Genomic DNA, 20,317 nt, shown 5'->3' with positions numbered 1-20,317 from the left:
GACTGGCCGTACCGAATCGACAACGAATGGGGTGCAACGTGGCAGGACTCTGGGTGTTTTTCATGGCGCTGGCGGTGGTCTATCTGTTGCCGGGCCCGGACATGATCCTGTTGTTGCAGACCGGTGCCCGTCAGGGCAAAGGCGCGGCGCTGGCGACTGCGGTGGGTCTGGGTGTGGCCCGGGGATGCCATGTGGCGTTGGCTGCGTTGGGGTTGGCGGCACTGTTCAAGGCTGCACCTTGGACGTTCGACGTGGTACGCCTGGCCGGGGCCGCGTATCTGCTATGGATCGGCATTCAATGCCTGCGAACCACAATGCTGCCGAACTTGAACGGAGCAGACGCCACCACCGAGAAACCTCGTTGGCGCGCAGCAATCCAGCGCGGTTTGCTGACCAACCTGCTCAACCCCAAAGCGTTGCTGTTCTGCTCGGTGCTGCTGCCGCAGTTCATCGATCCACACGCCGGGCCGGTGCTCGCACAATTTGCGACACTGGGCGTGGTGTTGGTTGGCGTTGGGTTGTTATTCGACAGCGCTTACGCACTGACCGGCGCAGCGCTGGGCCGTTGGCTGCAACGCAGTCCTTCGGCCCAGCGGCTGCAGCAGTGGCTGTTTGGCAGTCTGCTGATCGGCTTCGCCGTGCGGCTGACCTTTGTGCAACAGGCTTGAGTCTTACCGCGTTTTGCGGCGGCGATTGATCAGCAACAGCGCCGCTGCCGTGACCGCTATCACGCCGCCAATCTGCAACGGTGTTTTGTAAGGCCGCAGCTGCGCGCGCGCGGCGTCGGAGACCTGGGTCACATAGCGCTTGTCGGCGCTCTGAAAGTCTGGATCCTGGCATTGATGACCAAAATCGCCAGCCCAGACCACATACGGGCCTTCCTCGACATAACGACGGTAGAACGCACTTTGCTCTTGCAGGCTGGTGTTCCACGACGAAGCCTTGCACAGCACCGAAGCAAACGCCTGACTGCTGTGGGGCAGATGATCAGCGGCCTTGCTCGCCAGCGCCGTGGCGACAAAACGGTAGTGGAAACGTTCATCAGGCTGCGCCACCGTGGCTTGCTGGCGCTGCACTTCACCCTCGGCCATCAGCGGCCCGACCTTGAGTTCGGGCGCTTCCAGACTGTAATTGCCGCCGAAGGTGGCGTAATCCGGGGACATCTCGTAGCCCAACAACTCCATTCCGTCGAAACGGGCCAGTGTCGCGGCATGGTAATAAGCGAATGCCCGTTTGGTCGGCCACCACTTGGATTCGGCGTCGTGGCGCAACTGTCCGTACCACTTGGCCTTGGCCTGCAAGTCGGCGTTATCGAAATAGGCTGAAGCTTCGTCGTACCGCTCTTCGCGCAACAAGCGCCGCCCGAGCAAATTGCGCAGTTTTGCCGCCACCGGTAACTGCACGTAGTTATCGCGATCCTGCTGAGTCAGAGGGGGCGGCGCCGGCACTTGAGTGTCGACGTATTGCTTGAGTTCATCGACCGTCAACACACGCTCGGCGACCGTGGCTGCGTCGAACCAGTAGATATCTTTACTGCGATAAAGCTGATCAAACGCTTGCAGGTAATCCCCGCGTTGCAATGCCAGGATCGCGCTTTCCCCCTCAACCCGGCATTTGGGTTGAAGCGTTTCGAAGTCCCAGTCCGGCGTGCGTCGCTCACCCCACGACTCGTTCTGCGGGAAGGCCTGGGCAGCCTTGGCATACGCAGCAGCAGCCGCGTTTTTATCGCCATCGCGCACGGCCAGTTTGGCCCGCAGCCACCACGCCAGTCCGCCATCACCGGCGTGTTCGAGGAATGCCTTGGCGCTGGCGTAATCACCCTGTTGATAATTCACCGCCGCCAGACGATCCGCGTTGTCGAGGCTACCGCGGGTGCTGTTTTGCAGCAGTTTGATCAGTTTCAATTCGTTCGGCGGTTGATCGCCGAATGACCAGCCCAGTCGGCTGATCAACGACGCCGTCACCAGTTGCTGCACCGGTTTGCCCTTGAGCAACACGGCCAGTTGATCGTCAGGCATCGCCGCGAGGTCGGCCACCAACAGTTTCAGCGAGGTGTAACCCACCGCCGACCCCTGAAGGTTTTGCGTGGCGTAAAGTTCGATGGCACTGTTCCAGTCGCCGGCGGTGCGGGCCACGCGGGCCTCTTCGCCGAGGCTGGCCACACCCAGTTCCAGTGGATCGCTAAAACCGTCGATGCTCAGCTGACGGGTCTGCTCGAAAGACTTTCGAGATTGAGCCAGCAGGTCAGGACCAGCGTCCGCTTCCGCGCTCATGGCAAACAGCGCCCGACCTAACGAGTAGGCCGCCCAAGTGCTGCGCAACGCCCGTTGATCCGCTGGCAATGCCAGCAATTTTTGGAAGTACTCGGCGGCCAGCCCATGATCACCGGAATTGAATGCCACCGCGCCGGCCAGATAGAGTTTGAGCTCAGCCGGCAGGTTCGCACCCTGGATCTCGACCTCATGCGCATCAGTCAGGCTGCGTAACTGTTTCACCAGCCCCTGCTGCTCCGCGGTCAAACCGGATTGTTCAGCCTTATCCCGCTGTTCCGCGTAGTCGGGCGCATCCATGTTATAGGCGGTTTCGGTGACGTTCTTCAGCCCGGCGACCGCATGCCCGAGGCGACTGATTTCAAATCTGAAGTTACCTTCCGGCAGCTCCGCCAGCGACTGGCCGCGGTTGTCGAGCAGACGCATCGGGAAATCCGGCCCACAGGCCAGCGCCGAACCCAGCGGCAGGCTGAGGCTCAGGCAAAGCAGATGGCGGGGCCAGTTACGGGTAAACATTCGAACCTCCTTGATCAATATGTGCGCAACGAGCCCAACCCACGGCGCGCTGCCCGCCGGCCGGTATTCGACCGTCGCGCAGGCGGGTGAAGGTAAGCAGATCCGGACGCTGTTGCAACGCATAACCGGCCAGCGCATCGGCACCGTCACAACCCTGCACCGCGAGTGTCAGGCGTTCGGGCCATGCGCTGTCGAGGTTGCCCTGATTGCTGAGGCTGATGTCATAGAGGTCGTTCTGCACCGAGAGTTTCAACGCCAGTCGACTATCGAGGGCATCGCCACGCGCCACGGCGCTCAGGGTCGTCAGACTCCAGGCCCGGCGGTCGTTGGCCAGCGGCAGACGAAACCAGATCAGGCCCGCCAGATGCGCCGGTGGATCGTTGCGCAACTCGGTCCCGAGTCGGCTCAGTTGCTGCGGATCGGCGAGCAATTCCCGACGCTTGCCACCCCGTTCGATGGGCACTTCGCTTTCCACTACCGGCGCACCGGTGCCACCCGGCAGCAACGCCACACCATAGGCCGGCAGCGCCAGATAGAACGGTTTCGAAGTGATGCGGCTCCAGGCCTTGGCCCATTGTCGGGCCAGATCCGGGTCGAACAAGCCAAGACGCGGATCGCTCACCGCGTGCACCTGCAACACGCTGCTGTCGACTGTGGATAACAATGCCGACAATTCGGGACTGTCGAGCCAGGCCGGCAACGCGGTGATGCTCAGCGCAATAGTGGCCGGCAAAACTGCGCGCAGATGCGTAAGAAATTCGCGGTAGGCCGGTAGCCGAGCATTACCGGCATCGTGGTCGATTTCCACACCGGAGAGATTCAGGCCCTGCACTTGCCAATCGTCGAGTACCTGCAGGATCTGCGCGGTGACTGCGTCCCGATCCAGCGACTTGAGTTGGCCGTCGAGACGAATCACCGCGATCAGCGGCCGACCATCACGCTTGAGTAGCGCCGGGTCAATCCGCGCCCGGCTCCAACCCGCCTCAGGGAATGCCTGCAAGGCCAGCACCCGCAGGGTGGAAAAGTCAGCGCGGCTGTCCCTCAGCGCCGCTTCGTGGGCCGGTGTCCATTGCCGTTGCCAGACGTAGAGTTGCTGATCGAGCGGTGGCGCGTCCTGTCGTTCGCAACCGTTGAGCAATGCCACCGCGACAATCAACGCCGACAGACGAGCGAAAAAATACATAACCGAATCTGATCCCTTATCGCAGCGGCCAGAAGCTGCGTTCGGCAGATGCTACAGGTCGAGGACCAAAGGCTGCGACCCCTGCGCCGGAATCGCACAACAAATCAGCACTTGTCCGTCGTCCGGCACTTCGGCTGGCGGCTGTGGATAACTCACCTGGCCGCTGATCAGGCGAGTCTTGCAGGTCCCGCAGGAACCACCGCGACAACTGAATTCCGGGCGCAACCCTCGGCTTTCCGCCAACTCCAGCAAACTTCCACCGTTAGGTTGCCAGCGGGCCTCCTTAGCCGAGCGCTGAAACACCACCGGCACGGAGGTGGTAGCAGCGGGCGGTTGCTCGATGACCACCGCGTCGGGGTCCGGCACTCGGCGCAAGGTCGAGGGGCCAAAGGTTTCGGCGTGAATCCTTGCATCACGGATGTCCAGTTCCCGCAGGCCGTCGTACAGCCCCTGGGTAAAACTGCCCGGACCGCAGAGGACAAAATCCAGCTGATCGTAGTCCTCCACTTCAAGGAGGGTCTTGAGCAGCGCGGTATCGATCCGCCCGCTCAGGTCGAAATCCTCACCTTCCAAAGCCCCGGCTTCCGGCTGACTCACCAGACGCAGCACCCTGACCGCGTCACCCGCACCGTCGAGCAATCGATCCAGCTCAGGACGAAACACTTGATCGGCCAGCGTGCGCGAACTCTGGAAAAACCAGGTCGGCCGGATGCGGCGGGTGCGCAGGCCTTGATAAACCACCTCGCGCAGCATCGACAGCAGCGGTGTGATGCCGACACCAGCAGCCAGAAGCACCAGCGGCCGACGTTCATTAGGTGCCACGGTGAAATGCCCTTGAGGCGCACGGGCCTCCAACAGATCACCGACACGAACCTGCTCATGCAGATGCGAAGACACCAAACCTTCACGCTTCACGCTGATGCGGAAAAAATCATCGGACGGCGCACTCGACAGGCTGTAAGTGCGGATGTGCACCTCGCCGGCAATGTTGAAGCGCAGCGGCAAATGCTGCCCGGCCTGAAACACTGGCAACCCCGCGCCATCGGCAGGCTCCAGATAGATCGAGCGGATGTTGTGGCTTTCCTCTTTGATACGCGCCACCCGCAGCGGCCGCCAACGATCGCCCAACGCCTGGGCTTGCAGACGAGCGTTGGCCTGCTCCCAAGTGCCGGTCAGCAAACTGGTGGGAGACACGCCGTCGAAGCGCCAGCGCAGAGCAAGCGCGCCGGGCCGACGCACCACGCTTTCCACCTCGACTGTCCACAAGCGCTCAGCCCCTTGAAACGCCTCGACCTGTGGGCCTTCAAGAATGACTTCGGTGCGACCGCTGAGGTGCAGCAGGTCTCCCGAATTGAAATCGACAAACAGCAAACCGGCCCGGGGATTGAGCAGCAGGTTGCCCAAGGTGTTGAAAAACAGGTTGCCGGCGAAATCCGGAATGGTCAGGCGATTGCCTTCTACCTGTACGAAACCGGCCTGGCCGCCGCGGTGAGAAACATCCACCGAGCGTTGCCCATCAACGTCCACGTAACTGGCGACAAAGAACGTATCGGCTCCCGCGATCAGGGCTTTCGACGCATCATCCAGCCCGTTGAGGTGTTGCGCGAGGCGAGTCGACGGATCCGCCAACGGCACCGAGCGAAACTGCCGCAATTGGATGTATTGCGGGCAATTGCCGAAGGATTGCTCCACCGTCACATCAAAGCCGCTTGCCGTCATCGCGCCGACTCGGCCGTTGACGCGGTTGCGGCGCCGGGTGTGCAGTTCGATCCCCAGCAGGCCGATCGCCGCACCCTCCGTCAATTGCGCCGGATCATCAGCGCCCGGCAGGCTGCGAAATTGCAGTGTGCCCGGCTCGGGCGAGTGAGCGAAACCCGGTGGCCCTTCAAGAATACTGGCCCAGGGATTACCATCGGCATCCACCGCGCCGTACAACATGAACGGCAGTTGCTCATAGAACGTGCGGTGCTGATCCGGCATCTCGCTGCGAATCACCTTACGACCGAGCACCTCCATTCGCTCGGCAATGCCCACATGAGCCTGCAATTTTTTCTCGCCGGCGTGCCAGGGTGAACGGTCCACAACGACTTCTCCCCTGCGCCATCGGCGCAGTGTGAACGACCCGAGAGTGTCGGGCCGTAAGCATCAGGCAGTTTTTTGCAGACCGGCAACGGTGCGCGGCATGCCGACAAACCCTGGCAACGCTTCGATCCGCGCCAACCAGGCGCGGATGTTGGCGTAGTCCTCCAGGGACACGTTGCCTTCTGGCGCATGGGCGATGTAGCTGTAGGCCGAAACGTCGGCAATGGTTGGCTCGGCGCCGGCCAGATACGGCGTCGCGGCCAGTTCCTGATCGATCACTTTGAGCACGGTGTGGGAATAAGCAATCACCTCTTCAGCGTTGTAAGCCGCCCCAAACACCGTGATCAGCCTCGCTCTGGCGGGGCCAAAGGCAATCGGCCCAGCGGCAATCGACAACCAGCGCTGCACCTTGGCCGCCCCGACCGGATCGGCTGGCAACCAACGGCCGTTGCCATATTTTTGCGCCAGATAAACCAGAATCGCGTTGGAGTCGGCCAGCACCACGCCTTGATCATCGATGACCGGAATTTGACCAAAAGCGTTGAGCGCGAGGAAATCCGGCTGTTTGTGCGCGCCCTTCGGCAAGTCGACAAAGATTAGCTCGGTCGGCAGATGCAGCAGGGACAGCATCAGCTCTACACGGTGAGCGTGGCCGGAACGTGGGAAGTTGTAGAGTTTGATCGCTTGCATGGTCGACTCCGTTGGGTGGTGGCGCTGTTGAGCAGTGTTCAGCACCGATGGGGTGCTATCTTCCACCCGCAACCAAAACAACAGAATAACCAGCCAACGCAATCCATTATTTCACCCAGTGAAATAAACCATCACGCCTGCAAGGACGGATGCTCACGTAGCGCGCTCACCGCAAAATCCACAAAACTACGGATCCGCGCAGGGGCCTTGCGCCCGCCTTGATAGACCACATGGATAGGCAATGGCGGCAGTTCGAAGTCAGCCAGAACGATTTCCAGCTCACCGGAGGCGACTTTGCTCGCGACCTGATAAGACAGAACCCGGGTCAGCCCCAAACCCAGGCACGCCGCCGTAATAGCCGCCTGATTCGCCGTCACCACCAGGCGCGGCGCTGGTCGAACACTCAGCGGCTCTCCCCCTTCGAGGAACGGCCAGGTTCTCGACTGACCGATAGAGGACGTCGCAATAACCGGCGCCTGAGCCAGATCCTGAGGATGTCGAGGTCGACCATTGGCCGCCAGGAATTCTGGCGAGCCGCAAATCACCCGCCGAACCTCACCCACGCGAATCGCGTGCTGATTACTGTCGGGCAACTCACCGATGCGCACGGCGACATCAATGCCCTCCTCGACCATGCTGACTACTCGGTCGACCAGCAACCCATTGATGCTGACCTCAGGAAATTGCGTCAGATAATTCACCATCACTGGCGTGACAAACTGCTCACCGAACAACACCGGCGCAGTAATTGTCAGTTGCCCACGTGGTTGGGTATGACTGCCCGCTGCCGAGTCCTCGGCTTCCTGCACCTCGGCGAGAATCCTCCGACAGTCTTCCAGGTAACGCTGACCCGCCTCGCTCAAATGCACACTGCGGGTGGTGCGCGTCAGCAGCAACGTGCCGATGCGTTTCTCCAGCGCCGCCACGGCGCGAGTGACGCTGGCGGCCGACAGGCCCAGACGCCGCGCCGCCGCCGAGAAGCCTTGGTCTTGGGCGACGGCAGCGAAGACCTGCATTTCCTGGAATCGGTCCATGGGCGTGTCCTCAATTCAGATAAAAAAAATCGCAACCGTAGGCTGCGATTTTTAATGTTCCATCACCTGTGGATAACTTATTCCACCGTCACCGACTTCGCCAGGTTACGCGGTTGGTCAACGTCGGTGCCTTTCAACACGGCAACGTAATACGAGAGCAACTGCAGCGGAATGGTGTAGAGGATCGGCGACAGGATGTCGTGGATGTGTGGCATTTGCACAACGTGCGTGCCTTCGCCATTGGTCATGCCGGCCTGCTCGTCTGCGAAGACGATCAGCTCGCCGCCACGGGCGCGGACTTCCTGGAGGTTGGATTTCAACTTCTCCAGCAGCTCGTTGTTCGGTGCCACGGTGACCACTGGCATGTCGTTATCCACAAGCGCCAACGGACCGTGTTTCAGCTCGCCGGCCGGATAGGCTTCGGCGTGGATGTAGGAGATTTCCTTGAGCTTGAGCGCCCCTTCCATCGCCACCGGGAATTGCGCGCCACGACCGAGGAACAGGGTGTGGTTTTTCTCGGCGAACAGCTCGGCGATTTTTTCGACGGTGCCGTCCATGGCCAGGGCTTCGCCGAGGCGGGTTGGCAGGCGACGCAGCTCTTCAACCAATGTGGCTTCGACGCCTTTGGCCAACGTGCCGTGAACCTGACCCAAGGACAGGGTCAGCAACAGCAGACCGACCAACTGAGTGGTAAAGGCTTTGGTCGAGGCCACGCCGATTTCGCGACCGGCCTGGGTCAGCAGAGTCAGATCGGATTCACGCACCAATGAGCTGATGCCGACGTTGCAAATCGCCAGGCTGGCGAGGTAACCCAACTCCTTGGCGTTGCGCAGGGCAGCCAGGGTGTCGGCGGTTTCGCCGGACTGGGAGATGGTCACGAACAGGGTGTCGGCCTGCACCACCACCTTGCGGTAGCGGAATTCGCTGGCGACTTCGACCTGGCACGGGATGCCGGCCAGTTCTTCGAGCCAGTAACGGGCAACCATGCCGGCGTGGTAACTGGTGCCGCACGCGACGATCTGCACGTTACGCACTTTGGCGAACAGCTCGGCAGCCTGTGGACCGAACGCTTGCACCAGTACTTGATTCTGGCTAATGCGACCTTCCAGAGTGCGCTGCACCACGGCCGGTTGCTCGTGAATTTCCTTGAGCATGAAGTGGCGGAATTCGCCCTTGTCGGCGGCTTCGGCGCCATCGCGGTACTGCACCGACTCACGTTCGACCACTTGGCCGCTAACGTCCCAGATTTGCACGCTGTCGCGGCGAATTTCGGCGATATCGCCTTCTTCCAGGTACATGAAGCGGTCAGTGACCTGGCGCAGGGCCAGTTGATCGGAAGCCAGGAAGTTTTCACCCATGCCCAGACCGATGACCAGCGGGCTGCCGCTGCGGGCCGCAACCAGACGATCCGGTTGCTGAGCGCTGATGACCGCCAAGCCGTATGCACCGTGCAGCTCTTTGACAGTAGCCTTCAGGGCCACGGTCAGATCAGGCAGATCCTTGAGTTTGTGGTTCAACAGGTGAGCAATGACTTCGGTGTCGGTGTCCGAGGTGAACACGTGACCCAAAGCTTTCAGTTGCTCGCGCAGGGCTTCGTGGTTCTCGATGATGCCGTTGTGCACCACCGCCAGATCACCGGAGAAATGCGGGTGAGCGTTGCGCTCACACGGCGCGCCGTGAGTGGCCCAGCGGGTGTGGGCAATACCCAGGCGGCCGACCAGCGGTTCTTCGGCCAGCGCCTGTTCCAATTCACTGACCTTGCCCGGGCGACGCAGGCGCTCAAGCTTTTGGTCATTGGTGTAGACCGCTACACCTGCACTGTCATAGCCACGGTATTCCAGGCGTTTCAGGCCTTCGAGCAGGATGGCGGTGATATTACGTTCTGCGACTGCGCCGACAATTCCACACATGCTATTTCTCCTGATTGACAGCCGCGAGGATCAAGTTGATTCCGCGGGCCTGAATCTGATCCCGTGCCTCAAGCGGCAGGCGATCATCGGTAATAAGGGTATGGACGCTGCTCCAGGGCAGCTCCAGGTTGGGAATCTTGCGGCCGATCTTGTCGGCCTCCACCATGACAACCACTTCCCGGGCGACTTCAGCCATGACCCGGCTCAGCCCCAGCAGTTCGTTGAAGGTGGTGGTACCGCGAACCAGGTCGATGCCGTCGGCACCGATGAACAACTGGTCGAAATCGTAAGAGCGTAGGACCTGCTCGGCCACCTGCCCCTGAAAGGACTCGGAATGCGGGTCCCAAGTGCCGCCGGTCATCAACAGTACCGGCTCATGCTCAAGTTCGCTCAAGGCATTGGCGACATGCAGGGAGTTGGTCATCACGACCAGGCCCGGCTGCTGGCCGAGTTCCGGAATCATCGCCGCCGTGGTGCTGCCGCTGTCGATGATGATCCGCGCATGCTCGCGAATCCGCGTAACGGCGGCGCGGGCGATAGCCTGCTTGTATTTGGACACCGGCTGACCAAGGTCGGCCACCAGCTCTTGAGGCAGGGTGATCGCTCCGCCATAACGGCGCAGCAGTAAGCCGTTGCTCTCAAGCGCCGCGAGATCCTTGCGGATCGTAACTTCCGACGTTTCGAAGCGCTTGGCCAGCTCATCCACACTGACTTCGCCCTGCTCATTGAGCAAGGCGAGGATGTTGTGACGGCGTTGAGGTGTATTGCGTTTCGACATGGCTTGGTAAGTTTCGATTCGAAAGATAACGGAAGCAATCAAAACCTATTGGCGAAACTTCGTCAAGCGTGGGGCGATAAAAAGACCTGTGGATAAAAGCATCGCGGGCAAGCCTCGCTCCTACAGGTCAGCGTCGTCACACATTATGTGAACAACCCAAAACTTGTAGGAGCAAGGCTTGCCCGCGAAGGCGATCTCAAGACCGCCGCATGAGCTTGTGGATAACTCAGCTTTTCTTGATCTTCTCCGGCCGTTTCCAGCCATCGATATTCTTCTGCCGTGCACGGCCCACGGCCAACTGCGCGTTATCCACATTCTGCGTAATGGTCGAACCAGCAGCAGTGGTCGCACCCGAAGAGATATCCACAGGCGCGACCAACGAGTTGTTGGAACCGATGAACACATCTTCACCCAGCACGGTTTTCCACTTATTCGCGCCGTCGTAGTTGCAGGTGATGGTGCCCGCGCCGATGTTGGTACGCGCGCCGATCTCGGCATCACCCAGATAGGTCAGATGACCGGCCTTGGCGCCTTCGCCCAAGTGAGCGTTTTTCAACTCAACAAAGTTACCCACATGCGCGCGTGCTTCCAGCACAGTACCTGGACGCAAACGAGCGAATGGGCCGGCATCGCTGCCTTCGCCGAGAATCGCACCTTCGATGTGGCTGTTAGCCTTGATCACCACGCCTTTGCGCAAGGTACTGTCCTTGATCACGCAGTTCGGGCCGATCACCACGTCGTCCTCGATAACGACCTTGCCTTCGAGGATCACGTTGATGTCGATCAGCACGTCGCGGCCGACGGTGATTTCACCGCGCACATCAAAACGAGCCGGGTCACGCAGGGTCACGCCCTGAGCCATCAAACGACGGCCGGCGCGCAGCTGATAGTGACGCTCAAGCTCGGAAAGCTGCTTGCGGTCGTTAGCGCCCTGCACTTCCATGGCGTCATGCGGTTGCTCGGTGGCCACCACCAGACCATCGCTGACTGCCATCGCGATCACATCGGTCAGGTAATACTCGCCCTGGGCATTGTTGTTCGACAGGCGGCTCATCCAACCAGCCAATTGCGCGAACGGCACCGCCAGAATGCCGGTGTTGCCTTCAGTGATCGCTCGTTCGGCTTCGTTGGCGTCTTTCTGCTCGACGATGGCCGTCACTTTGCCGTCGGCGTTGCGGACGATGCGGCCATAGCCGGTCGGGTCGTCCAGTTCTACAGTCAGCAAACCCAGTTGCTGCGGCGCTACTTGCTTGAGCAGACGCTGCAGGGTCTCGACTTCGATCAATGGCACGTCACCATAAAGAATCAGGACAGTGTCGGACTCAATGAAAGGCACCGCTTGAGCAACGGCGTGTCCAGTCCCAAGCTGTTTGTCCTGCAGGACGAAATTCAGATCATCCGCCGCCAGACGCTCGCGTACTGCATCGGCGCCATGGCCGATCACTACGTGAATGCGCTGTGGATCAAGTTGCCGGGCGCTGTGGATAACATGGCCGAGCATCGAGTTGCCGGCAATCGGATGCAGAACTTTCGGCAGTGCCGAACGCATGCGAGTGCCTTGACCAGCAGCGAGGATAACGATTTCTAAAGACATGACTGGCTACCAATCCTGGGTGGTCAGCGGCTGCGACCAGGTTATGAATATCTAAAAAGAAAAAAGGGTAGCCGAGGCTACCCTTTTTAATCAATCACACAACAAGCAGTGGCCTATTAGTGGCCGAACTTCTTGCGGATCTGCTGGACGGTGCGCAGCTGAGCTGCGGCCTCGGCCAGACGTGCGGCGGCAGAACCGTAATCGAATTCTGCACCACGGTCATGCAAGGCCTTCTCGGCAGCCTTAACGGCTTCCTGAGCGGAGGCTTCGTCCAGGTCGGCAGCACGTTGCACAGTGTCGGCAAGTACCTTGACCATGTTCGGCTGAACCTCGAGGAAACCGCCAGAGATGTAATACACCTCCTCTTCCCCGCCCTGCTTGATCAGGCGGATCGGGCCCGGCTTGAGATTAGTGATCAGCGGCGCGTGACCCAGAGCGATACCAAGATCACCCAGTGCACCGTGCGCAACCACCATCTCGACCAGGCCGGAGAAGATTTCCCCTTCCGCGCTGACGATATCGCAATGGACTGTCATAGCCATCTGATTGCCTCAACCTAAATTAGCGCCCGTTGCCGGGCGCCGGGATTACAGTTTCTTGGCTTTCTCGATCGCTTCTTCGATGCCGCCGACCATGTAGAACGCTTGTTCTGGCAGGTGGTCGTAGTCACCGTTGAGGATGCCTTTGAAGCCAGCAATGGTGTCTTTCAGGGAAACGTATTTACCCGAAGCACCGGTGAAGACTTCAGCCACGAAGAACGGCTGCGACAAGAAACGCTGGATCTTACGAGCACGGTTTACCAACTGCTTGTCGGCTTCCGACAGCTCGTCCATACCCAGGATCGCAATGATGTCCTTCAGTTCTTTGTAACGTTGCAGAACATACTGTACGCCGCGAGCGGTGTCGTAGTGGTCCTGGCCGATTACGTTCGGGTCCAGCTGGCGCGAAGTCGAGTCGAGTGGATCGACCGCTGGGTAGATACCCAGGGAAGCGATGTCACGGGACAGAACGACGGTGGCGTCCAAGTGGGCGAAAGTGGTCGCTGGCGACGGGTCAGTCAAGTCATCCGCAGGTACGTATACCGCCTGGATCGAAGTGATCGAACCGTTTTTGGTCGAAGTGATACGCTCTTGCAGAGTACCCATCTCTTCGGCCAGGGTCGGCTGGTAACCTACTGCGGAAGGCATACGGCCCAGCAGTGCGGATACTTCAGTACCGGCCAGGGTGTAACGATAGATGTTGTCGACGAACAGCAGAACGTCGTTACCTTCGTCACGGAACTTCTCGGCCATGGTCAGGCCGGTCAGTGCTACGCGCAGACGGTTACCCGGCGGCTCGTTCATCTGACCGTAAACCAGTGCCACTTTGTCCAGAACGTTGGAATCCTTCATCTCGTGGTAGAAGTCGTTACCCTCACGAGTACGCTCACCCACACCGGCGAACACGGAATAACCGCTGTGCTCGATGGCGATGTTACGGATCAGTTCCATCATGTTTACGGTTTTGCCTACACCGGCACCACCGAACAGACCGACTTTACCACCCTTGGCGAACGGGCAAACCAGGTCGATAACCTTGATGCCGGTTTCCAACAGGTCATTGCCGCCAGCTTGTTCAGCGAAGGTTGGCGCAGGACGGTGAATGCCCCAGCGCTCTTCGGTGTCAATCGGGCCAGCTTCGTCGATCGGGTTGCCCAGTACGTCCATGATCCGGCCCAGGGTCGCTTTACCGACCGGTACGGAGATGGCTGCGCCAGAGTCCTTGACTTCCAGACCGCGCTTCAAGCCTTCGGTGGAACCCATCGCAATGGTACGAACCACGCCGTCGCCCAGCTGTTGCTGAACTTCCAGAGTGGTCCCTGCCGCGCTTTGTACCAACAGCGCGTTGTAGATGCTCGGTACGCTGTCGCGTGGAAATTCCACGTCGATAACGGCGCCGATGATTTGAACGATACGTCCGCTACTCATAGCTGGATCCTCTGAATATTTGAACCGTTAAACCGCGGCAGCGCCGCCGACGATTTCCGAGATCTCTTGGGTGATCGCAGCCTGACGCGCCTTGTTGTAGACCAGCTGCAAATCGCTGATCAAATCACCGGCGTTGTCGGTAGCGTTCTTCATCGCGATCATCCGCGCAGCTTGTTCAGCCGCGTTGTTCTCGACCACCGCCTGGTAGACCTGCGACTCGACGTAGCGGACCATCAAGCCGTCAAGCAGCTCTTTGGCATCCGGTTCGTAGAGATAGTCCCAGTGGTGCTTGAGTTCTTTATCTGCGGTTGCCACCAGTGGAATCAACTGCTCCACGGTAGGCAATTGCGTCATGGTGTTGACGAACTTGTTGGACACCACGGACAGGCGATCAATACGGCCGTCCAGGTAGGCATCCAGCATCACCTTGACGCTGCCAATCAGATCATTGATCGACGGCTCTTCACCCAGGTGGCTGATAGCTGCAACGACGTTACCGCCGAAGTTGCGGAAGAAAGCCGCACCCTTGCTACCAACAACACACAGATCGATCTCGACGCCGTTTTCGCGGTTTACCGCCATGTCCTTGACCAGGGCCTTGAACAGGTTGGTGTTCAAGCCACCACACAGACCACGGTCACTGCTCACTACGACATAACCGACGCGCTTGATTTCACGCTCGATCATGAAGGGGTGGCGATACTCCGGGTTGGCGTTGGCCAAATGACCAATAACCTGGCGGATGCGCTCCGCGTAAGGACGGCTAGCAGCCATGCGCATTTGTGCCTTGCGCATTTTACTGACCGCCACTTTTTCCATGGCGCTGGTAATCTTTTGCGTGCTTTTGATGCTCGCAATCTTACTGCGAATCTCTTTTGCGCCTGCCATGTAACACCTATCAGGTTAGCAAGCGGGAGCCTTGCGGCTCCCGCTGCGGCTTACCAGGTTTGGGTGGCCTTGAACTTCTCGATACCGGCTTTCATGCCAGCGTCGATTTCGTCATTGAAGTCACCCTTCACGTTGATCTTCGCCATCAAATCGGCGTGATCGCGGTTGAAGAAAGCAATCAGCGCTTGTTCGAAGCTGCCGATCTTGGCGATTTCAACGTCAGTCAGGAACCCACGCTCAGCGGCATACAGCGACAGCGCCATGTCAGCGATCGACATTGGTGCGTATTGCTTCTGCTTCATCAGCTCGGTAACGCGCTGACCATGCTCAAGTTGCTTACGGGTCGCTTCGTCCAGGTCAGAAGCGAACTGGGCGAATGCCGCCAGTTCACGGTACTGAGCCAGAGCGGTACGGATACCACCGGAGAGCTTCTTGATGATCTTGGTCTGAGCGGCACCACCCACACGGGATACCGAAACACCGGCGTTCACAGCAGGACGGATCCCGGAGTTGAACATGGCCGATTCCAGGAAGATCTGACCGTCGGTGATGGAAATCACGTTGGTCGGAACGAACGCGGAAACGTCGCCAGCCTGGGTTTCGATGATCGGCAGTGCGGTCAGGGAACCGGTTTTGCCGGTCACTGCGCCGTTGGTGAACTTCTCTACGTACTCTTCCGAAACGCGGGATGCGCGCTCCAGCAGACGGGAGTGGAGATAGAACACGTCGCCTGGGTAAGCTTCACGGCCTGGTGGACGGCGCAGCAGCAGGGAAATCTGGCGGTAAGCCACTGCTTGCTTGGACAGATCGTCATAAACGATCAGCGCGTCTTCACCGCGGTCGCGGAAGAATTCACCCATGGTGCAACCGGAGTACGGTGCCAGGAACTGCAGTGCTGCAGATTCCGAAGCGCTCGCGGCAACGACGATGGTGTTAGCCAGTGCGCCGTTTTCTTCCAGCTTGCGAACCACGTTAGCGATGGTCGATTGTTTCTGACCGATCGCTACGTAGACGCAGAAAATACCGCTGTTTTTCTGGTTGATGATCGCGTCGATCGCCAGAGCGGTTTTACCGATCTGACGGTCACCGATGATCAGCTCACGCTGGCCACGGCCGACAGGAATCATGGCATCGACAGCCTTGTAGCCAGTCTGTACAGGCTGGTCTACCGACTTACGCCAGATCACGCCTGGAGCAACTTTCTCGACCGCATCGGTCTCGGTGTTGTTCAGCGGACCTTTGCCGTCAACTGGGTTACCCAGTGCGTCGACTACGCGACCCAGCAGTTCCTTACCAACCGGAACTTCGAGGATGCGGCCAGTGCACTTGGCGCTCATGCCTTCAGCCAGAGACTGGTAAGAGCCCAATACAACGGCACCTACGGAGTCTTGCTCCAGGTTGAGAGCCATACCGAAGACGCCGCCCGGAAACTCGATCATCTCGCCGTACATTACGTCGGCCAGACCGTGAATCCGCACGATACCGTCAGATACGCTGACGACAGTGCCTTCGTTACGGGCTTGGGAGGTCACATCGAGCTTGTCGATGCGGCCCTTGATAATTTCACTTATTTCGGAAGGATTGAGTTGCTGCATTGCTCTGCTGCCCCTTCAAACTCAAGATTTCAATGCTTCGGCAAGGTTCGCGAGTTTGCCGCGAACCGAGCCATCGATTACCAGGTCGCCGGCGCGGATGACAATGCCCCCAATAAGGGATTTGTCTTCCTCGACTTGCAGGCGCACTTCCCGGTTGAGTCGTGCACTGAGAACCTTGGCGAGTTTGTCTTGCTGTTCTTGGTTCAATGCAAAAGCACTGGTGACTTCAACGTCTACCGATTTCTCTTGTTCGGCCTTGTACAGGTCAAACAGAGCGGCGATCTCCGGCAACAGCGGGAGACGGTCGTTTTCGGCAACGACGTTAATGAAGTTCTGTGCCTTCACATCAAACTTGTCGCCGCACACGTCAATAAACGTGGCGGCCTTGTCTGCGCTCGTCAGTCGCGGGGCCTTGAGCACGCGCTGCATGGTGTCGTCTTGCGACACTGCTGCAGCCAGGCCGAGCATGGCTGACCAAGAGGCCAGTTGCTGGTGGGCCTGGGCGTGCTCGAAGGCTGCCTTAGCGTAAGGTCGGGCCAACGTGGTCAATTCTGCCATGATCGCCCTCGCTTAAATTTCAGCAGCCAGTTTGTTTACCAGCTCCGCGTGCGCGTTTTGATCGATTGTGGCACCCAGGATCTTCTCGGCGCCGCCAACGGCCAGAGCACCCAATTGGGCACGCAGCGCGTCTTTGACACTGTTCAGTTCCTGCTCGATCTCGGCCTGAGCCTGAACCTTCACACGGTCAGCGTCGATACGGGCTTTTTCAACAGCCTCTTCGACGATCTGGTTACCGCGTTTCTTGGCTTGCTCAATGATTTCGGCTGCCTGAGCTTTTGCTTCGCGCAGTTGTTGACCCGCTTTATCTTGGGCCAACTCCAGGTCGCGAGCTGCTCGGGCGGCAGCGTCCAGTCCATCCGCGATCTTCTTCTGACGTTCGTGCAAAGCCGCGATGACCGGAGGCCACACGAACTTCATGCAAAACAGTACAAAAATGAAGAACGCAACGGACTGGCCAATCAGGGTTGCATTAATGTTCACGCCAACACCTCGCTCGTTCGTTGCACATCACACCAATTACTCGAAGGTTCGAGTAATTAGCCAGCGAGTTGACCAACGAATGGGTTCGCGAAGGTGAAGAACAGAGCGATACCAACACCGATCATGGTTACGGCGTCGAGCAGACCGGCAACGATGAACATTTTGACTTGCAGCATTGGAACCATCTCTGGCTGACGCGCTGCGCCTTCCAGGAACTTGCCACCCAACAGGCCGAAACCAATTGCGGTACCCAGTGCGCCCAGGCCGATCAACAGTGCAACAGCGATAGCGGTTAGACCAACTACAGTTTCCATCTTTCCTCCCGACTTTTACGTCGTATGGTTTAGGTTTTTTAGATTTTAAAGCGGTAAAACAAATCGTTTCATAGCCCTGTTCGGGCACCCACCCGTTTGACCGAGTGGGACATCAGACTAGTCGAGACTGGTCTTAATGGTTCTCTTCGTGCGCCATCGACAAGTAAACGATGGACAGCATCATGAAGATAAACGCCTGCAGGGTGATGATCAGGATGTGGAACACAGCCCACGCCCACTGCAGAACAATGCCCAGGCCGCTAAGCCAGAGCAGACCGCTGCCGAACATCACAGCAATCAGAATGAAGACCAGTTCGCCGGCGTACATGTTGCCGAACAGACGCAGTGCCAGGGAGATAGGCTTGGCAACCAGCGTCACGAACTCCAGCAGGAAGTTCACCGGGATCAGCAGGGCTTGAACGAAGATGTTCTTGCTGCCGAAAGGGTGCAGGGTCAGTTCGCCGATGAAGCCGCCGATGCCCTTGACCTTGATGCTGTAGAAAATGATCAACGCGAACACCGACAGGGACATACCCAGGGTCGCGTTCGGGTCAGTGGTTGGAACAGCACGGAAGACCAGATGCGGGTCGCCAGTAATGATGGCTGCCACTTTCGGAATCCAGTCGACCGGAACCAGGTCGACGGCGTTCATCAGGAACACCCAGACAAAAATTGTCAGCGCCAATGGTGCGATCAATGGATTACGACCGTGAAAGGTATCTTTCACGCTGCTGTCGACGAACTCGATCAGAACCTCGACGAAGTTCTGTAGGCCGCCAGGCTGACCGGAAGTCGCCTTCTTTGCCGCCATGCGGAAAAGAAAAACGAAGATCAGACCCAACGCGACCGACCAGCCGAGAGTATCGACGTGGAAAGCCCAGAAGCCCATTTCTTTGGCTTCTGCTGCGGTGTGGGCAAAACCCCACCCGCCAGTTGGGTGCTGACCGAAGGTCAGGTTCTGCAAGTGGTGCTGGATATAGCCCGAAGCGGTTGTCTCTGCCATGGTTGCCTCAAACGCCCTAAGGTCTCGAAAGTCTTGTTCTCATCAGCAGGGGCGCGAACCAGCTGACCAGTTGGGTCAACACGAAGACGCCGAATACAGCTAGCGGCGCCAATGGCTTCACACCTGCAAACGTCAATGCAAAGAGCACTGCCGTCAAAATTAGTTTGCCCGCCTCGCCGGCATAAAAAGACCGGACGATGGCTTGAGCTGCTCGGGCGCCGGAAAACCGAAATGCCCTGTGAGCGAAATAAACATTGGGTAGCAAGGCTATCAGGCCTCCGCAGAGTCCTGAGTACCCGGCTACGACTCCATGCCAGTACCAGAGCGCCAAAGCGGCCAGTACCAAAACGACAAATTGAGCCAACAAGACCGGAAAAACTGCCAGGCGATGGAACGGCAAGCGGTTTGGCGTGCGGCTTTCCATCGTTTTGCTCCCCAATGATCGGCTGCCAGAATTCAATAACTTGGCATAATTTGTGCCGACAAAATGCGCGCAGAGTATAGGGGCGGTTCTGCCCCTATTCAACTGTCAGGTAGTGATTTCCGACTGCACGCTACATGAGGAAATGTTTCAGCGGATGTGTGCAAGTACACCTTGAAGCTCATCCAGGGAGTTGTAACCGATCACCAACTGCCCCTTCCCCTTTTTCCCGTGGCGAATCTGCACCGCAGAGCCTAGGCGCTCAGCCAGACGCTGTTCGAGTCGAGCGATATCCGGGTCCGGCTTTACCGGTTCAGCAGGTTCCTGTTTGCCACTCAACCACTGGCGAACCAGTGCTTCAGTCTGGCGTACAGTCAGCCCCCGTGCGACAACGTGTCGCGCCCCTTCAACCTGTTGATTTTCCGGTAAACCGAGCAAAGCACGGGCATGACCCATTTCCAGGTCGCCGTGGGACAGCATGGTTTTGATTACTTCCGGCAACGCGATCAAGCGTAGCAGGTTGGCCACGGTCACGCGGGATTTGCCCACGGCTTCAGCCACTTGTTGCTGCGTCAGCTGGAATTCCTGCTGCAAACGCTGCAAAGCCACCGCTTCTTCGATCGGGTTGAGGTCTTCGCGCTGGATGTTCTCGATCAGCGCCATGGCGATCGCGGTTTCATCCGGCACATCGCGAACCATCGCCGGGATAGTTTCCTGGCCGGCCTGCTGGCTGGCGCGCCAGCGGCGTTCACCGGCGATGATTTCGAAGCGACCGCTGCCAATCGGACGAACCACGATCGGCTGCATCACGCCCTGAGCCTTGATCGACTGCGCCAGCTCTTCCAGCGCCTGAGGGTCCATGTCCCGACGCGGCTGGTACTTGCCGCGCTGGATCAGGTCCAGGGGCAGGTGCTGCAGCTCACGCTGATCAGCCTGCACCGCTAGTTCTTCCAGCGAGCTGACAGTCGGACCACTCAGCAGTGCATCCAGTCCACGTCCGAGACCTCGTTTCTTGACGGCCATGGGGATTC

General features: G+C 58.9%; 19 protein-coding genes. 1 reads left to right on the top strand and 18 read right to left on the bottom strand.

Features of this window, described 5'->3' with window-relative positions; all coding sequences use genetic code 11:
* Positions 1–38: 38 nt before the first annotated feature.
* Complete coding sequence (locus CKW16_RS00740) at positions 39–668, top strand: LysE family translocator (RefSeq protein ID WP_095127247.1); 630 nt, start codon at positions 39–41, stop codon at positions 666–668.
* Between the two features lie 3 nt (positions 669–671).
* Here CKW16_RS00740 and CKW16_RS00735 read toward each other — a convergent pair whose 3' ends face one another.
* The 18 genes from CKW16_RS00735 to CKW16_RS00650 all read right to left on the bottom strand — a co-directional run bounded on the left by CKW16_RS00735 (position 672) and on the right by CKW16_RS00650 (position 20,309).
* The gene (locus CKW16_RS00735; RefSeq protein ID WP_095126826.1) at positions 672–2,786 is read right to left on the bottom strand and encodes a hypothetical protein; all 2,115 of its coding nucleotides are present in this window, start codon (positions 2,784–2,786) and stop codon (positions 672–674) included.
* Entirely contained in the window at positions 2,773–3,969 is a 1,197-nt protein-coding gene (locus tag CKW16_RS00730) for a DUF3142 domain-containing protein (RefSeq protein WP_095126825.1), read from the bottom strand. Before CKW16_RS00730 ends, CKW16_RS00735 begins: the two co-directional genes overlap by 14 nt.
* Before the next feature lie 51 nt (positions 3,970–4,020).
* Positions 4,021–6,051, bottom strand: coding sequence for a pyridoxamine 5'-phosphate oxidase family protein (locus CKW16_RS00725; protein WP_095126824.1), 2,031 nt, complete (start codon positions 6,049–6,051; stop codon positions 4,021–4,023).
* A gap of 63 nt (positions 6,052–6,114) precedes the next feature.
* Complete coding sequence (locus CKW16_RS00720) at positions 6,115–6,741, bottom strand: glutathione S-transferase family protein (protein WP_095126823.1); 627 nt, start codon at positions 6,739–6,741, stop codon at positions 6,115–6,117.
* 131 nt (positions 6,742–6,872) lie between these two features.
* The gene (locus CKW16_RS00715; RefSeq protein WP_095126822.1) at positions 6,873–7,775 is read right to left on the bottom strand and encodes a LysR family transcriptional regulator; all 903 of its coding nucleotides are present in this window, start codon (positions 7,773–7,775) and stop codon (positions 6,873–6,875) included.
* A gap of 77 nt (positions 7,776–7,852) precedes the next feature.
* On the bottom strand, positions 7,853–9,685 hold the full coding sequence (gene glmS, locus CKW16_RS00710; protein ID WP_095126821.1) for a glutamine--fructose-6-phosphate transaminase (isomerizing): 1,833 nt from the start codon (positions 9,683–9,685) through the stop codon (positions 7,853–7,855).
* A 1-nt stretch (position 9,686) separates the two neighbouring features.
* Positions 9,687–10,463, bottom strand: a complete 777-nt coding sequence (locus CKW16_RS00705; protein WP_008155718.1) for a DeoR/GlpR family DNA-binding transcription regulator — start codon at positions 10,461–10,463, stop codon at positions 9,687–9,689.
* 226 nt (positions 10,464–10,689) lie between these two features.
* Complete coding sequence (gene glmU / locus CKW16_RS00700; protein ID WP_095126820.1) at positions 10,690–12,057, bottom strand: bifunctional UDP-N-acetylglucosamine diphosphorylase/glucosamine-1-phosphate N-acetyltransferase GlmU; 1,368 nt, start codon at positions 12,055–12,057, stop codon at positions 10,690–10,692.
* Between the two features lie 116 nt (positions 12,058–12,173).
* Positions 12,174–12,599 carry a F0F1 ATP synthase subunit epsilon gene (locus CKW16_RS00695; RefSeq protein WP_008155716.1) on the bottom strand — a complete coding sequence of 142 codons (426 nt, stop codon included), beginning with the start codon at positions 12,597–12,599 and terminating at the stop codon, positions 12,174–12,176.
* Between the two features lie 45 nt (positions 12,600–12,644).
* Complete coding sequence (gene atpD / locus CKW16_RS00690; protein WP_033059678.1) at positions 12,645–14,024, bottom strand: F0F1 ATP synthase subunit beta; 1,380 nt, start codon at positions 14,022–14,024, stop codon at positions 12,645–12,647.
* 27 nt (positions 14,025–14,051) lie between these two features.
* The gene (atpG, locus tag CKW16_RS00685; protein WP_095126819.1) at positions 14,052–14,912 is read right to left on the bottom strand and encodes a F0F1 ATP synthase subunit gamma; all 861 of its coding nucleotides are present in this window, start codon (positions 14,910–14,912) and stop codon (positions 14,052–14,054) included.
* Between the two features lie 50 nt (positions 14,913–14,962).
* Positions 14,963–16,507 carry a F0F1 ATP synthase subunit alpha gene (atpA, locus tag CKW16_RS00680; RefSeq protein ID WP_008155713.1) on the bottom strand — a complete coding sequence of 515 codons (1,545 nt, stop codon included), beginning with the start codon at positions 16,505–16,507 and terminating at the stop codon, positions 14,963–14,965.
* A 21-nt stretch (positions 16,508–16,528) separates the two neighbouring features.
* The gene (locus tag CKW16_RS00675) at positions 16,529–17,065 is read right to left on the bottom strand and encodes a F0F1 ATP synthase subunit delta (protein WP_008155712.1); all 537 of its coding nucleotides are present in this window, start codon (positions 17,063–17,065) and stop codon (positions 16,529–16,531) included.
* Positions 17,066–17,077: 12 nt separating this feature from the next.
* Positions 17,078–17,548, bottom strand: coding sequence for a F0F1 ATP synthase subunit B (locus CKW16_RS00670; RefSeq protein ID WP_008027535.1), 471 nt, complete (start codon positions 17,546–17,548; stop codon positions 17,078–17,080).
* Positions 17,549–17,604: 56 nt separating this feature from the next.
* Positions 17,605–17,862, bottom strand: coding sequence for a F0F1 ATP synthase subunit C (gene atpE, locus CKW16_RS00665; protein ID WP_002555987.1), 258 nt, complete (start codon positions 17,860–17,862; stop codon positions 17,605–17,607).
* 133 nt (positions 17,863–17,995) lie between these two features.
* Positions 17,996–18,865, bottom strand: a complete 870-nt coding sequence (gene atpB, locus CKW16_RS00660) for a F0F1 ATP synthase subunit A (protein WP_095126818.1) — start codon at positions 18,863–18,865, stop codon at positions 17,996–17,998.
* Between the two features lie 16 nt (positions 18,866–18,881).
* Positions 18,882–19,289 carry a F0F1 ATP synthase subunit I gene (locus tag CKW16_RS00655; RefSeq protein ID WP_007948092.1) on the bottom strand — a complete coding sequence of 136 codons (408 nt, stop codon included), beginning with the start codon at positions 19,287–19,289 and terminating at the stop codon, positions 18,882–18,884.
* A gap of 147 nt (positions 19,290–19,436) precedes the next feature.
* The gene (locus tag CKW16_RS00650; RefSeq protein WP_095126817.1) at positions 19,437–20,309 is read right to left on the bottom strand and encodes a ParB/RepB/Spo0J family partition protein; all 873 of its coding nucleotides are present in this window, start codon (positions 20,307–20,309) and stop codon (positions 19,437–19,439) included.
* Positions 20,310–20,317 lie beyond the last annotated feature (8 nt).

This window comes from Pseudomonas sp. Irchel s3h14 (assembly GCF_900187425.1).
Classification (GTDB): domain Bacteria; phylum Pseudomonadota; class Gammaproteobacteria; order Pseudomonadales; family Pseudomonadaceae; genus Aquipseudomonas.
This window is presented reverse-complemented; position numbering and strand designations above follow the sequence as displayed.

What these genes read in the sequence shown, in the direction of transcription:
- CKW16_RS00735 (WP_095126826.1), bottom strand. Translation starts at nt 2,786, where the DNA reads ATGTTTACCCGTAACTGGCCCCGCCATCTGCTTTGCCTGAGCCTCAGC.
- CKW16_RS00730 (WP_095126825.1), bottom strand. Translation starts at nt 3,969, where the DNA reads ATGTATTTTTTCGCTCGTCTGTCGGCGTTGATTGTCGCGGTGGCATTG.
- CKW16_RS00720 (WP_095126823.1), bottom strand. Translation starts at nt 6,741, where the DNA reads ATGCAAGCGATCAAACTCTACAACTTCCCACGTTCCGGCCACGCTCAC.
- CKW16_RS00715 (WP_095126822.1), bottom strand. Translation starts at nt 7,775, where the DNA reads ATGGACCGATTCCAGGAAATGCAGGTCTTCGCTGCCGTCGCCCAAGAC.
- glmS (WP_095126821.1), bottom strand. Translation starts at nt 9,685, where the DNA reads ATGTGTGGAATTGTCGGCGCAGTCGCAGAACGTAATATCACCGCCATC.
- CKW16_RS00705 (WP_008155718.1), bottom strand. Translation starts at nt 10,463, where the DNA reads ATGTCGAAACGCAATACACCTCAACGCCGTCACAACATCCTCGCCTTG.
- glmU (WP_095126820.1), bottom strand. Translation starts at nt 12,057, where the DNA reads ATGTCTTTAGAAATCGTTATCCTCGCTGCTGGTCAAGGCACTCGCATG.
- CKW16_RS00695 (WP_008155716.1), bottom strand. Translation starts at nt 12,599, where the DNA reads ATGGCTATGACAGTCCATTGCGATATCGTCAGCGCGGAAGGGGAAATC.
- atpD (WP_033059678.1), bottom strand. Translation starts at nt 14,024, where the DNA reads ATGAGTAGCGGACGTATCGTTCAAATCATCGGCGCCGTTATCGACGTG.
- atpG (WP_095126819.1), bottom strand. Translation starts at nt 14,912, where the DNA reads ATGGCAGGCGCAAAAGAGATTCGCAGTAAGATTGCGAGCATCAAAAGC.
- atpA (WP_008155713.1), bottom strand. Translation starts at nt 16,507, where the DNA reads ATGCAGCAACTCAATCCTTCCGAAATAAGTGAAATTATCAAGGGCCGC.
- CKW16_RS00675 (WP_008155712.1), bottom strand. Translation starts at nt 17,065, where the DNA reads ATGGCAGAATTGACCACGTTGGCCCGACCTTACGCTAAGGCAGCCTTC.
- atpE (WP_002555987.1), bottom strand. Translation starts at nt 17,862, where the DNA reads ATGGAAACTGTAGTTGGTCTAACCGCTATCGCTGTTGCACTGTTGATC.
- atpB (WP_095126818.1), bottom strand. Translation starts at nt 18,865, where the DNA reads ATGGCAGAGACAACCGCTTCGGGCTATATCCAGCACCACTTGCAGAAC.
- CKW16_RS00655 (WP_007948092.1), bottom strand. Translation starts at nt 19,289, where the DNA reads ATGGAAAGCCGCACGCCAAACCGCTTGCCGTTCCATCGCCTGGCAGTT.
- CKW16_RS00650 (WP_095126817.1), bottom strand. Translation starts at nt 20,309, where the DNA reads ATGGCCGTCAAGAAACGAGGTCTCGGACGTGGACTGGATGCACTGCTG.